The sequence below is a fragment of the Collinsella sp. 1033st1_E11_1033SCRN_220408 genome, assembly GCF_039062465.1.
GTDB lineage: Bacteria > Actinomycetota > Coriobacteriia > Coriobacteriales > Atopobiaceae > Parolsenella.
This window is the reverse complement of sequence record NZ_JBCLNF010000005.1, coordinates 20,300-33,776: the sequence shown is the minus strand read 5'-3', so window position 1 is coordinate 33,776 and position 13,477 is coordinate 20,300. Positions and strand designations below refer to the sequence as shown.

11 protein-coding genes and 1 pseudogene are annotated in these 13,477 nt (G+C 64.0%); 3 read left to right on the top strand and 9 right to left on the bottom strand.

All coding sequences use genetic code 11. The features are described 5' to 3' along the window. Positions 1-11: 11 nt before the first annotated feature. Positions 12-1,484, bottom strand: a complete 1,473-nt coding sequence (locus ABCN07_RS05595; protein ID WP_343005768.1) for an LCP family protein — start codon at positions 1,482-1,484, stop codon at positions 12-14. A 298-nt stretch (positions 1,485-1,782) separates the two neighbouring features. On the opposite strand from ABCN07_RS05595, the gene guaA reads away from it, so the two are divergent. Next, entirely contained in the window at positions 1,783-3,378 is a 1,596-nt protein-coding gene (guaA, locus tag ABCN07_RS05590) for a glutamine-hydrolyzing GMP synthase (RefSeq protein WP_343005767.1), read from the top strand. A 205-nt stretch (positions 3,379-3,583) separates the two neighbouring features. Here guaA and abc-f read toward each other — a convergent pair. Both abc-f and ABCN07_RS05580 read right to left on the bottom strand, forming a co-directional pair. Further along, a pseudogene (gene abc-f / locus ABCN07_RS05585) lies at positions 3,584-5,054 on the bottom strand (ABC-F type ribosomal protection protein). A gap of 261 nt (positions 5,055-5,315) precedes the next feature. Next, positions 5,316-6,602 (bottom strand): MFS transporter, encoded by a 1,287-nt coding sequence (locus ABCN07_RS05580; RefSeq protein ID WP_005987410.1) that lies wholly within the window; start codon positions 6,600-6,602, stop codon positions 5,316-5,318. Positions 6,603-7,439: 837 nt separating this feature from the next. Here ABCN07_RS05580 and ABCN07_RS05575 point away from each other — a divergent pair. Beyond that, on the top strand, positions 7,440-7,607 hold the full coding sequence (locus tag ABCN07_RS05575) for a hypothetical protein (RefSeq protein WP_157966984.1): 168 nt from the start codon (positions 7,440-7,442) through the stop codon (positions 7,605-7,607). A 922-nt stretch (positions 7,608-8,529) separates the two neighbouring features. On the opposite strand, the gene ABCN07_RS05570 is transcribed toward ABCN07_RS05575, so the two are convergent. The 6 genes from ABCN07_RS05570 to ABCN07_RS05545 are packed head-to-tail and all read right to left on the bottom strand — an operon-like array spanning position 8,530 to position 13,147. Continuing rightward, positions 8,530-9,927: a HAMP domain-containing sensor histidine kinase gene (locus ABCN07_RS05570; protein ID WP_343005766.1), complete on the bottom strand. Its 1,398-nt coding sequence runs from the start codon at positions 9,925-9,927 to the stop codon at positions 8,530-8,532. Positions 9,928-9,953: 26 nt separating this feature from the next. After that, entirely contained in the window at positions 9,954-10,616 is a 663-nt protein-coding gene (locus ABCN07_RS05565) for a response regulator transcription factor (protein ID WP_343005765.1), read from the bottom strand. Between the two features lie 45 nt (positions 10,617-10,661). Continuing rightward, on the bottom strand, positions 10,662-10,844 hold the full coding sequence (locus tag ABCN07_RS05560) for a hypothetical protein (protein ID WP_343005764.1): 183 nt from the start codon (positions 10,842-10,844) through the stop codon (positions 10,662-10,664). Then, positions 10,837-11,652 carry a lantibiotic ABC transporter permease gene (locus ABCN07_RS05555; protein WP_343005763.1) on the bottom strand — a complete coding sequence of 272 codons (816 nt, stop codon included), beginning with the start codon at positions 11,650-11,652 and terminating at the stop codon, positions 10,837-10,839. Before ABCN07_RS05555 ends, ABCN07_RS05560 begins: the two co-directional genes overlap by 8 nt. Beyond that, on the bottom strand, positions 11,652-12,422 hold the full coding sequence (locus ABCN07_RS05550; protein WP_343005762.1) for a hypothetical protein: 771 nt from the start codon (positions 12,420-12,422) through the stop codon (positions 11,652-11,654). Before ABCN07_RS05550 ends, ABCN07_RS05555 begins: the two co-directional genes overlap by 1 nt. Then, complete coding sequence (locus ABCN07_RS05545) at positions 12,419-13,147, bottom strand: lantibiotic protection ABC transporter ATP-binding protein (RefSeq protein ID WP_343005761.1); 729 nt, start codon at positions 13,145-13,147, stop codon at positions 12,419-12,421. Before ABCN07_RS05545 ends, ABCN07_RS05550 begins: the two co-directional genes overlap by 4 nt. 195 nt (positions 13,148-13,342) lie before the next feature. Here ABCN07_RS05545 and ABCN07_RS05540 point away from each other — a divergent pair, with 195 nt between their 5' ends. After that, complete coding sequence (locus tag ABCN07_RS05540) at positions 13,343-13,444, top strand: TetR family transcriptional regulator (protein ID WP_343005760.1); 102 nt, start codon at positions 13,343-13,345, stop codon at positions 13,442-13,444. Positions 13,445-13,477: the final 33 nt, after the last annotated feature.

The following is a 13,477-nucleotide window of genomic DNA, read 5'->3' as shown; positions in this document are numbered from 1 at the left end:
GACCAAAGCTGCTAGTTGTTGGCCATGTCCGCGCCGAGTACCACGATGACGTCAGCCTCGCCAGCGTACGTGCCGTCATCGGCGACGACGTTCGAGAGGCCAAGCGTGTCAGCGACCGCCTCGGCCTTGGCACGGTTGCCATCGCCTACGTAGATGATACGGGTTGATGAGTAGTCGAAGGAGTCCGCCGTGGCGGCAGTCGTGTCAAAGCCGTGATTCGAGAGCGTGGACGCAACTCGGCCGGCAAGACCCGAGACGCCGGCGCCGTTCAGCACCTTGACGGAACCGGAGTACTCGGTTTCTGCGGATTCACCGCTGCTGTCAGAGGAGGAAGCGGCCGCGCTGCCGTCAGAGTTCTTCGTGGCGGTACCAGCACCAGCGATGCCCAGCGCAGTGTCCTCGTCCTCGCTCTCGTAGGGGGAGAGGCCCTGGTTCACGCGGGTCATCATCTTCTGCCAAGCCTGGGTGTCGCAGATCTCATACCAGGTGTCGTTCACGTACTTGGAGTTGGTGGGCTCCATGCCGCTGAACATGTCGGTATCCATGTTGAAGCCTTGGAACTGCGTGGCGAGAGACAGGATGTCTGCCACGGAGAGGTCGGTCGAGACGGAATCCGCAAGCGTGGTGACCGTGGAGGCTATGGTTGCCGGGTCGCTCGCGAGAATCTTTCTCAGGATGGCGCCGATGACCATGCGCTGGTTGGCGGCACGGTAGACGTCGCCGTCGCCGTACTTGTCATAGGCGTGGCGCGCGCGGCAGAGCTTGAGCGCCTGGTCGCCGTTCAGGGTCTGCTGGCCGGCCTTGATGTCCGCGCCGGTGTACTGCGGGTCATAGACGTCGACCGGGACGTTGACCTCGATGCCGCCGATCGTGTCGACGACGGAGATGAACTGGTCGAGGTCAATCTCCGCATAGTGGGAGATGGGAACGCCCGCGAACTTGGAGATGGTCTCGACGGTGTAGGACGCGCCGGAGACGTTCTGCTCGCCTGATTCCTTGCGCTCGGCGCCGATGGAGTAGGCGGAGTTGATCTTCTGCTTGCCGTAGGTGCCGAAGTCCACGAGCGTGTCGCGGTGAATCGAGACGAGCGTTACCTGCTTCTCCGTCGGGTCGACGCGGGCGAGGAGGATGGAGTCCGTGCGATAGGCGCTCTCGGCGGAGCCATACTCGTTGCTTCCGGAACGGTACTCGTCCTTATCGATGCCGATGAGGACCATGTAGAACGGATCGCCCGAGCTAGCCTCCGTGAGGGTACCGTGAAGGGCGGAGTCGCTTGCCATGCCAAAGCTGCCCGAGATGCGCGTCATGAGGGCCCAGGCTGCGGTGGAGGCAAGAACGGCGACAACACCAAGAACGATGAGGAACACCTTGAGACCCTTGCGGCGACCGCGCTTGCGACGGGCTCCGGAGTAGCGCTCCATTGCCTCCGCACGGGAGTAGTCGCTGGTGCGGTTCTGGGGGGTTTCGTTCCTGCGTTTGGGCATGCAAGCTCCCTTGACGGACGTGCCTATAACGAAACAATGGTACTAGCGCGGGCATGACGCTGCGAAAAGTCCATAGGAACGTTAGCGTATGTTCACAAACAAGAATCGCGCGCGCACGTAGTTGTATTGACGTGGCTGGCGTATTATTGGACGCGTCAAATTCGTGACTTTGCTAGCACCCGCGGCGCGCGCCGGATCAGCGATTCGGCGTGGTTCCTGCTTCCAAGTCGCGCGACTCTCGTAAATCTCGAGCCCACGCGCTCGTGACCCTTGCAACCCTCGTCCCACGGAGGAGCCCATGCAGAACAGCCAGCAGAAGGTCATCGTCCTCGACTTCGGCGCCCAGTACGGCCAGCTCATCGCGCGTCGCGTTCGCGACCTGAACGTCTACTCGGAGATCATGCCGTGCGACGCCACGGCGGCCGAGATCGCTGCGGAGAACCCCAGCGCCATCATCCTCTCCGGTGGTCCCGCGAGCGTGAACGCCGAGGACGCCCCGCGCGTCGACCCGGCCATCTACGAGATGGGCGTTCCCGTGCTCGGCTTCTGCTACGGTCACCAGATCACGGCCGTGACGCTGGGTGGCACCGTGTTCCACCCCGAGGTGGGCGAGTATGGCCGCGCCGAGCTGCACGTGAAGGCCGACAGCAAGCTGTTCGCCGACACCCCGGCGAACCAGACGGTCTGGATGAGCCACTTTGACGCTGTGAACAACGTGCCCGAGGGCTTTGTGGTGACGGCGAGCACCGACGTGTGCCCCGTGGCCGCGATGGAGAACGCCGAGAAGCGCATCTACACCACGCAGTTCCACCCCGAGGTCAAGCACACCGAGTACGGCCAGCAGCTGCTCAAGAACTTCCTGTTTGGCATCTGCGGGCTCGAGGCCAACTGGTCCATGGACAACCTCGTGGAGACCATGACGGCGCAGTTCCGCGAGAAGGTCGGTGACGACCGCGTGATTCTCGCGCTGTCCGGCGGCGTGGACTCCTCCGTGGTGGCAGCTCTTGGCGCGCGCGCCGTGGGCAAGCAGATGACCTGCGTGTTCATCAACCATGGCCTGCTGCGCAAGGGCGAGCCCGAGCAGGTCGAGGAGGTCTTCACCAAGCAGTTCGACGTTGACTTCATCCACGTGCACGCCGAGGACCGCTATGCCGAGCTCCTTGCCGGCGTGACGGAGCCGGAGCAGAAGCGCCGCATCATCGGCACGCAGTTCTGGAAGGAGTTCTTCGCGGTCGCCCAGCAGCTCGAGACCGACGGCAGGCCCGTGAAGTACCTCGCCCAGGGCACCATCTACCCGGACATCATCGAGTCTGGCGCGCGCAAGACGGGCGGCAAGGCGAGCACCATCAAGAGCCACCACAACCTCATTCCGTTCCCGGACGGTGTGCACTTTGACCTTATCGAGCCGCTCGACCACTTCTTCAAGGACGAGGTGCGCGCGCTGGGCCTGGCTCTGGGCCTACCCGAGCACATCGTGTTCCGTCAGCCGTTCCCGGGCCCGGGCCTTGCCATCCGCATCATCGGTGCGGTGGACAAGGAGAAGCTCGAGATCCTGAAGAACGCCGACGCCATCGTGCGCGAGGAGCTTGACGCCTACAACCAGAGACTGTTCGAGGAGACGGGCGACCGCAACTCCGAGCACAGCTGCTGGCAGTACTTCGCCGTGCTGCCCGACATCAAGAGCGTGGGCGTCATGGGCGACGAGCGCACCTACCAGCGCCCGATTATCCTGCGCGCCGTTGAGTCCAGCGACGCCATGACGGCCGACTGGGCGAAGCTGCCCTACGACGTGCTGGCGAGGATCTCCGGCCGCATCGTGGCCGAGGTGCCCGGCGCCAACCGCGTCTGCTACGACATCACGTCCAAGCCGCCCGCGACGATCGAGTGGGAGTAGGCCGATAGGGTTCTGACCTGCGATTTTGAGTGCCGCACTGTGCCGCTGAGTTTCGTTTCGTACGAGAGTCATGACAAAGCCACCAGCGACGGAGATGAGTAAAAGCGATTAAAGAGCCTCCGTTCCCTGCGTTGGGACGGAGGCTCTTTCTTTGCCGTTTTACTCCCTTGTCTCCGTTCGGGGATTATTTCTTGCTCATTTAGGGCTATTCGCGCTGAAAGATTTTGACTAGCTTGGTGTCCTTTATTTCGTAGACAATGTCTGCGACGTTCTCGACCAGCCTCTTATCGTGGGAGACGAACACTATCGTTCCGGCATAGGCGCTCATCATCTGCTCGAGGGCTTCGGCGCTCTTGATGTCCAGGTAATTTCCAGGCTCGTCCATGAGCAAGATGTTGTATCTGCCCAGCAGCATCTTCGCGAGTAGCAGCTTGATGACTTCGCCTCCCGAGAGAACGCCAACGTCCTTTGTCAGGTCGCGCGGTCCGATTCCCATAGAGGCGAGGATGCCTCGAATTTCGGTCATGCTGTACTCGCAACCATCCTGCATGAACGAGATCGCAGACTGACGGGCGTCGAACTTGTAGCCTGTTTGCTCGAAGTAACCGATCTCTGCCTTGGGAGAGATGTTGATACCGTCGGCGCGTCGAGCGATTGCCTTCAGCAGGCTGGTCTTTCCTGTACCGTTGCCACCGGTGATGGCCACTTTGGCACCGAGCGGTATCTCGAATTTCGCGTGGTCATAGAGCATGCAGTTGCCGAAGCTCAAGCTGAAATCGTCTGCCGAGATGGGAAATTTACTATGCAGTTCCAGGGCCTTGCTCTGGCGGAACCGCACGGCGCGAATGCTATCTGGGGCCTCAATCCCTTCGAGCGCTTCGAGGCGCTTCTCCATGTCCTTAGCCGCCTGGTACATCCTCTTCTGTTTGGTGCCGGTTGCTTTCTGATGCCCCAATCGACCTGCATACTCGTTGCTTTTTTTTCGCAGCCTTCCGCTTGGCGTCGACCTGCCGTGCTTTTTTCCGTTGTTTTTCGATGGCGGCTTCGAGGCGATCGCGCTCGCGCATCGCCTCTTCGTATCGAGTCGCCTGAGCTTTGCGCTCTTCTTCTTTCTGTCGCAGATAGTCGGAGTAGTCACCCCAGAATTCGGAAATACCGCCGTCTTTGAGCTCCCAGATCTTGTCTACCACCTGGTCGAGAAAATGACGGTCATGGCTCACGATGAGCAGAGCCCCATCAAATGCCTTGAGTTGTCCGACGAGAAGGCGGATGCCGTCTTGGTCGAGGTGGCTCGTAGGCTCGTCGGCGAAGATCGCGCTTGCATGCTGGGAGAGTGCAGAGGCAATCTTGGCGCGTGTTTCCTCCCCGCCGCTCATCGTCTCCTGCGCCACTCCGGCGACGTTGAGACGGGAGAGCATCTCACCACTGTCCTGAGCCGCATCAAGGTCGAGTTCATCGAGTTGGCCGATGAGGGCAATGCTGCCGAAGCGCCTGACGTCGGCGTCCGCAATGGTAAGATTGCCGCTCAGAATTTTAAGCAGGCTGGTTTTGCCTGCGCCATTGTCTCCCACCAAGCCGATGCGATCGTAGGAGTAGATTTCCAACTCTTCGATATCTAGGATATCGCGGCCGGCATATTCCAAAAAGATGTCTTTAGCTTTGACTATGAGTTCCATAGGTTGAACCGCCTTTTGTGTATTAGCGTTTTACTGGAAGCGCAGCCATGCCAAAAAAGATTGCTCACGTCGATTTTTCGCCTTTGCCCAATTGCCGGCGCGAGCGTTTTGACCTTGCGCAAGCCGGCAAATCCGAAAATGATAGTTGGCGACGAATAAGGAGCGCGATGCGGAATGTCGGTGCAATACCTCGTCGTCGCAAGGGCTTGAAGGCTGACGCTTGAACCGATGGCTGCTGCCTCTTTTTTTCGAATACTTGGGCTATTGAATCTGCCCGGTATCTCTTTTCCCCGCGTTTCGGACGCTCGGAGCAAGCAGCATAGCCATCGCAAGCAGTACCATGGTCGCTCCAGAGCCGACGAACCATAACGGAGCTCCAAGCAGATCCGCAAAAACGGAGGGGGCTGCGAGGCCCATGGGCATGGCCCACGCCATGATGGTTCCGTAGAGGCCGAAAACGCGGCCTAGGTACTCAGGAGGTATCTGCTCCTGCATAAGGGCAGTCTGGGTTCCCGCGTACAACGGGGAGCATGCGCCCATAAGAAAGCTCACCGGCAGGAAAGCAGCGAACAATGACGGGCCGAGCGATCCGGATACGATTGCGGCAATGCCGAAGCCGGCAATCGCGGCGACCATGGTGAACGACCTATTGCGGAACCCTCCCGTGGCCGCCAAAATGCCGGACCCAGCCAGCATGCCTGCAGAAAAAAGGATTTCCACCAAAGCGGCATCCCCCGTGCTACCGCCAAAATGCCCCAAGGTCATTATTGGGAACAATGCCGCGAGCGGAGAGAACGCGAAAGCGAAGACGAACCCGCACCAAAGAAGGGCGAACAGCCCCCTGTACTCCCTAATCAGCTTGTAGCCGTCCGAAATCTCAGAGAAGAGCTCTCGAACCTTATTGGAAAAGGACAAGCTGCGGTCGGCTTCATCGAGGCCCCCTGCGTCTATCTGTGCGGCGAGGACGGCTAAAGAAGCGAAAAGCGCTCCCAGCACGTCGAGGACAATCATAGCGGTAATGCCCGCCACGGGATAAATCACTGCTGCAAGCGCGGCGCCAAGAATGTATCCGCCGGACTGAATCGCCTGAGTCACCCCCGATAGGCGAACGAGATGCTCTGGCGGGGCGAGATGGGGCGTGAGAGATTGGGAGGCTGGCGTGTAGAACGAAGTACCAACTGCACGGAGAAACAGGGCGATGAGAATTAGCCATGCAGGTAAGCTGCCGGCCAACGAGGCAATCGCCAAGGCGGCACCCACCGCGGCAATGAAGAGGTCGGCGCCGATGAGGACACGTTTCAAAGGCAGTCTGTCGACAACGGCGCCCGCAAGGATTCCGAACAAAGCAATCGGCAGAAAGCCTGCCAGCGATGCTAAGGAGAGGAGAGAAGACGACCCTGTCGTGAGGGCGAGATGCCAAATAAGACCCATTTGGAGAATCGAACTCGTCAATGTCGAAACGAGCTCCCCGCCCCATACGAAACAAAGCTTGAATTGCCATGAATGGCACAGCAGAACAGACCTGCCCCGAGAGGTTTCAAATATCATGGTTATGTCCAATCGTGAAATGGCGTGCAGAAAAACAGCGCGACGCCACAACAGCGCCGCTTTCTAGGCGCTCATCCACGTGCGGAAAAGACCAACCACGACACCCCTCCTTTGTTAATTCGGTCTGGCAAACCATGTAATATTAACGAGGCTTGAGTTTGCCTGTCAAGAATCGAGCATCGGTAAGGGCAATCCTCTCTGGCCATTCGATTCCTTTTGTATCTTTGGTTGCATAGGTGACCCGCCAGGGCTATTACGCGTGGAAGAGGCGCCTGCCGAGCTGGCCGATGAGGCGCTGAAGATGGCCCTGGTCAGGCGAAACGATCCCAAGGGATGCGTACATCATTCGGATAGTAAGAATGTTGCCAGCAGGTTTTGCGGCAACCGCAAAGGAGCCGTATCCTGCAGCTGGAATCACGTTGCAGCATCCTGACCCGCATTCCGATTGGCGGACGGCCCGCTTCGGCATCCTGACCAGCACAGCGATCGAGCCTTGTCATTCCTTGGATATGCCGGTTGCTCGGGGCGGTCCCGACGGAGGCCCTCGCCTCCCCGGTCCGTGACCCAAGAAGGGCAAGCATGCTGATCTGCATGGCTGGTTCCTCCTTTATGTAGACGACCATGCAAAGAAGGGACAACCGAGGAGGCAGGTTACTGATGCGGGCTCCCGCACGCCCATGACTACCCGACGGGCTGTTTTTCATCTCCGATGCCCGCATTGCAGCATGAACGAATGTGCCTCGACATCTCTGCTGGCATGGTACGACTGGGATCGCACCTCGACGCATCCTTGCGCATACTGCCTTCCAAGTTTCGAAACCGGGAAGGAAAGTGTATGTGAGCGACGATATCGGCGCCGATTCGACGCTCGAGAGGGAGATTGCGCCGATTCTATCCATCGGGGATGCATTCCCGAAGATTCTCATCACTCGCACGAGGCATGAGCCCCATACCCGGGAGGGCGTGCTCGTGCTGAATTTCGCGAGGTGGCTGCTTGGCGGGTAGGGTTCTGAACGTCGCATTGGGATATCGCGCGACAGGGCACGCAGGGCTGTTTGTGCCCGCACGGGAAACGCCGTCGCCATGCGGGCGGCCTGTCGTGTCCGATTAGCCTTTTGCTAAACAGGCTTACGCCAACTCATGGGCAAGCCACCTGAGACTATTCACTTTGCTTATCGTTGACAAAGACCTGTGGCCTGCGGTTTTGTGAACGGCTCGTAAGCCACCCGCGTCGACTCACTTACTGTTGAAGCTGGTGGTTTGCAGGCTCAAAGGCGGTTGAGTTTCAAAACGGGCGTTTTTCGGCGATATCGAGCCTCCAAAGGCGGCTCTCCGTGCCCCTTGGGACAAAAATAAAAACTCAATACTCTGAGTTTGAAAATGGTTTTTGAAGTTGTCCCAGCTTTTGTCCCCGAAGCCGATGAAACGCGACGTCGCGTCATTCAGCGGCACTCACTTCGAGATGCCGCCGAAAACTGGGTGCAACTGGAGTGACGAGACGGCAAAACTATAACCACCGAGTGGGAGTAGGCTGACAGGGTTCTGACCTGCACTTTTGAGTGCCGCACTGTGCCGCTGAGTTTCGTTTCATACGAGAGTCATGACAAAGCCGCCAGCGACGGCGGTGAGTAAAAACGATTTCCTAGCCTCCGTTCCCTCGTTGGGACGGAGGCTTTTTCTTTGCCTTTTTACTCCCTTTCATCTGAGATTTCGCCATTTACTCCCCGTGTTTCAAGACGACAAGGCATGGGGCGGTATTCGGAGGAATGGGAGTAAGGATTCATTCCGGCGGCGGACGAGATGGCGACTCGCATCGCCGACATACTCATGCACATGGGCGGCGACTAGCCAGGGCGATCCCCGCAACGGGCATTATTATCCGGGAAGCGTTTGGTTGCGAGGCACGCCGGTGTGAGGGCCTGAGCCGTCAGATCCCGCACAGGGGGACCGCGATGGTGGCCGCCGCGCCGCCCGAGGGGCTGTTGGCGAGCGAGACGGAGCCCCCGTGGGCGCTCGCGGCCTCGGAGGCGGCGTGGAGGCCGAGCCCGTAGTGGCGGCCTCCGTCGCGCGAGGAGCGGGAGGAGTCGTCTGTGAAGAGGCGCTCGCAGCCGCGTTCGAGGGCGGCGGGAGAGAAGCCCGGTCCGTCGTCGGACACCTCGATGACGAGGTGTCCGCCCGCGACGTCGCAGGAGACCGCCACGCGCGAGCGCGCGTGCTCGGCGGCGTTGGCCACGAGGTTCGCGGCGGCTCGCGCCAGGGCGGTTCGGTCGAGCGGGGCCTCGGGCGCGCCCGCGACAGCGGGGCCCGTGGCCGCGTCGAGCGTCACGCCTCGCGCCCGGGCGATCTGGGCGGCCTCGGCGAGGACCTGCTCGCAGAGCTCGGCCGGCCGCATGGCTGCCCTCTCCGCCCCGCCGGACCCGCGCGAGGCCTCGATGAGCAGGCGCACGTAGCCGTCGAGCCTTTCGACACTGCCGGCTATGTCGCGCGCGGCGGCCGCGAGGTCGGCGTCTTTCTCGTCTTCCAGCTCCTCCGCCACGAAGTCGGCGTTGGCGCGCAGCACGGTGAGCGGCGTCTTGAGGTCGTGGGCGAGCGAGGCCACCTGCTCGCGCTGCCCCCGCTCCGCGGCCCAGCGGGCCTCGAGCGACTCGGCGAGGGAGGCCCGCATGGCGTCCATCGCGGCGAGGACGTCGTTCACCTCGCGCACGTTGGTGCTGCCGACCGCGAAGTCGAGCTCCCCCGCGCCGACGCGCCCTGCCGCATCCGCGAGCGGCGCCATCTTGCGCGAGATCACGCGGCTCGCGCGGCGCGCCACGAGCGCGAGCGCGAGCGCGCTTCCCGCCGCGGCGCCGACGAGCATGAGGTTCTGCGGGTTGGGAAGCAGGCCGGCGAGGTCGCGCGAGACCCACTGCGGCAGGTACTCGCTGACGAGTGCGCAGGCCCCGCCGCCCTTGAGCGGGAACGCGGCGTAGGTGAGGCCCGAGCCCCCGCCCTCGATCTCCACTGTGCCTGGATCCGCGGCGAGTGCCGCACGGGCCATTTCCGCCGCGCCCTCGAGCCGCGTGCCTTCGAGGTCTGTCATCAGCACGTATCCGTCCTTGTTCAGGATGAGGTAGCGGTACGCCGTCGGCACGTCCTGCTGCCCGCAGACGCCGTCGCGTGCCAGGCCCTCCGCGACCTCGCGCGCATTGGCCGGCCCCCAGCTTGCCTCGTAGACGAAGCCCGCGTTGATCGCCGCGGAGAGCGCCATGAACGAGGCGAGCCACGCCGTGGCGACCGCCGCGAACGCGTAGGCGAAGTAGCGCGCGATGACGAAGGAGAGCGGCATGCCCCCGCGACCTCGCGCCCCGGTCCTCAGAGCTGCCACTTGTACCCCATCCCCCAGACGGTCGCGATCGGATCGGCACCGGCCTCGGAGAGTTTCCTCCGGGCGCGGCTGACCTGCATGGATATGGCCGCGTCGTCGGCGTCGCTCTCCCAGCCGAGCACCGCCTCGCGGATCTGCGCGCGGCTCATGACCTGTCCGGGGTGGCGGGCGAGGTACTCGCAGATGGCGTACTCGGTGGGCGTGAGCGGCATGGCCTCGCCGTTCACGGCGAGGTCGCGCGCCCCGAGGTCGATCCGCACCTCCCCGAAGGAGAGGACGTGCGAGCGCGGCCGGCGCTCACGGCGTAGATGGGCCGTGACCTTGGCGCGCAGCTCCGCGGCCCCGAAGGGCTTGCGGACGTAGTCGTCGGCGCCCAGGCCGTAGCCGGCCACGGCGTCCTCCTCGGTCACGCGCGCGGTCAGGAAGATGATGGGCCCGTCGAAGTCTGGGCGGATCTGTCGCACGAGCTCGAAGCCGTCGAGCCCCGGCATCATGACGTCGCAGAGCACGAGGTCGAAGCGCGAGAGGTCCATCCCCGGGACCGCCGTCGGGTCCGCTGCCTTGACGACCTCATGGCCGTCGCGGCCGAGGACGCGCGCGAGCGCGTCGAGGATCGCCCGCTCATCATCCACCGCCAGTATCCTCGCCATGTTCGACCTCCTGAAACTCCCGTCGGCATTGTATTAGCGCCGCGCTCAGCGGTCCAGAGCCCCGCGCGCAGCCGCGGGCGCCCACATGGCGATCTCAGGGTTGGGCAGCGCGCGGTCGGCGATCGAGCGCAGCGCCGACCCCCAGCCGGCGTCGAGCAGGGCATTCCCGCCCAGGACGAGCGCTGCGGAGAGGAGGGCGAGCATGGCGGCGAGCGGCTTCCTACGCATCTGCCCTCCCGTCCTCGAAGCGGCAGAACCAGGCGATAAGGACGGCGGCGGCTGCCAGGGTGAGCACGAGGCCAGCGAGCGCAGTCGTGAGGAGAGGGCCCGCCGCGCGTGCGGCGTCGATGAAGGCCTCTACCCCGAGCGACCCCAGGCGCGCGGGCCAGGCGAGCGGCACCCAGCTCAGGGGCGTCGCCAGGGCACCGGTGAGCTCGCCGGTCATGAGGCCGTGCGCAAGTCCGCCCACTGAGAAGAACGCGAGGAGCATCCCCGCCGCGCCGGCGCCGATGACGGCGTTGCGGCCGAGGCGCAGGGCCACGCCGAGCCCCAGCGCGTAGAGGGGCAGGCTGCCCAGCACGATGCCCGCCCAGGCGGCCGCAAGCGGAGCGGGCCCGAGCGGCAGGCGCCCGGCGACGGCGAGCACGGCCCCGAACACGCCGAGCGCCACGGCCAGCGCGCCCGCGCCGAGCGCCGCAAGGGCGAGTAGCTTCGCCGCGACGGCGCGCCCGCGCGAGGGGATCGCCGTGAGGTTGGCGAGGCGCCCGGCAGCGCGCTCCTCGTCCACGGCGAGCCCGCAGACGATGGCGGACATGAGCGGCATGAGGGCGCCGAGGAACTGGGCGTAGGCGTCCGCGCCCAGCGCCGGGTCCCATCGGGTTACGGAGAAGTACTCGCCGCAGGCAAGACCGGCTGCCAGGCCGCAGACGAGGTGCACCGCCGTGAGCGGGGAGCGCGCCAGGCGCAGGGCCTCGGAGAGCAGGGCCCGCGGGAGAGTCATGCGCGGCGTCGGGCCGGAGAGTCGTGTCACGGCCATCACCTCTCCTCGGAGCGCGCGAACCAGGCCGCGCCCGCCGCCGTGAGCGCGGCGAACGCGAGCGCGCAGACCGCAAGGCCCGCCAGTGTGAGCATGCCGTCCGCCGCGAGCGCCCCGCCGAGCGCCATGTCCGCCGCGAGTGGCTCGCCGCTCGGCAGCACGGGGATGAAGCTCGTGGGGATGACCATGCTCGCCGACGGCGGAAAGAGCTGCGGCAGCGGCACCAGCGACCAGGCGAACCCACCCACGAGCTGTGCGGCGAGCGGGCAGAAGATGCCCGCGAGCATGCCGAGCCGCGCCGTGAGGAAGAGCCCTGCGGGGATCATCCACGCCGCGGTCACCGTGTTGACGAGCGCGCAGAGGAGCATCGTGAGCGTGCCCGCGGCCGTGAGGCCCTGCGAGGAGAACGCCGATCCCGCGAGGTAGATGCCGAAGACCACGAGGTTCGAGAGCGTGCAGAGCGCGAGGCACCAGAGCGCCTTGGCCCACCAGGCGCGCCCGAGCGGGAAGCCCAGGCCCAGAAGCCCCCGCATCCGCGTGCGCGCGTCCGCCCGCGCGACGCACGCCACCACGAGCGAGAGAGCCACGGGCAGGAAGAGCGCGTACCAGTAGTTCCACGCGCTGAAGATCTGCACGCCCCGGTAGGGCATCGCGCCGAGCAGCGGCATCGGCAGCGCCATGAGCACGGCCAGGCGAACCGGTGCCGCGTGGCGCGACTTCAGGGCCTCAGCGCGCAGGCCCGCGAGCAGGCCGCCTTTCTCGCCCGTCATGCCGCCACCTCCCCGCGCGCTCGTCGCCCCTCCCGGCAGACGCTCATGAAGAGTTCCTCGAGGTCCTGCCCGGGTCGAAGCGCATCCTCGTAGGCGAGGCGCCCCCCGTAGATGATGCCGATGGTGTCCGCCATCTGCTGCACCTCGGAGAGGATGTGGCTCGAGACGATCACCGTCGTGCCCGCCGTCGCGAAGCCGCGGATCTGGTCGCGCAGCTCCTCGATGCCGATGGGGTCGAGGCCGTTGGTGGGCTCGTCGAGCACGAGCAGGCGTGGCCGGGCGATCAGCGCCAGCGCGAGCCCCAGGCGCTGCCGCATGCCCATCGAGAAGCGCCCGGCGCGCTTCTTCCCGGTGTCCGCGAGGTCCACGGCGGCGAGCACCTCATCTACGCGGCTCTCGGGAAGGCCCAGCAGCGTGGTGCGCACGCGCAGGTTCTCGCGCGCGGTGAGGTTGGGGTAGAGCGGCGCCTCCTCGATGAGGCTGCCGATTGCGTAGAGGTCCTCGCGGCGCCAGGCGTGCCCGGCAAAGAGGATCTCCCCGGCCGTCGGCCGCAGCATCCCGCAGATCATCTTGAGCGTTGTCGACTTGCCGGCGCCGTTGGGGCCGAGCAGCCCGTACACCTCGCCCTCGCGGATATGAAGGCTCACGTCGGCCACGGCATCCTGCGCCTGGTCGCCGCGGCCGAAGCGCTTGGTGAGCCCGCGCGTCTCGAGCATGTAGCCCATGGGTTCGTCCTTTCTCTTCCGGGCGCGCGAGCCGAGTCGCCGTGCCCGCGCGCCTTACCTTTCGGGTTCACCATCCATGGTGGGGCGCGTTTCTAACGAAGCTGTAACGGCCGTTGGGCTCTTTTGGCGCCAGCCCTTCTCGACCCGTACGCCACTCATGGTGTGTTTATCGCGATAACAAGGACGGAGGTGCCCGTGGCACGCAATAAGTACCCGGAGGAGACGGTCGAGAAGATTCTCGACGCTGCCGAGCGGCTCCTCGTGGAGCGCGGCTACGAGCGCACCACGATGATCTGAAGAGCAATGCGCTAAGCCGAAAAAGGCAAACCC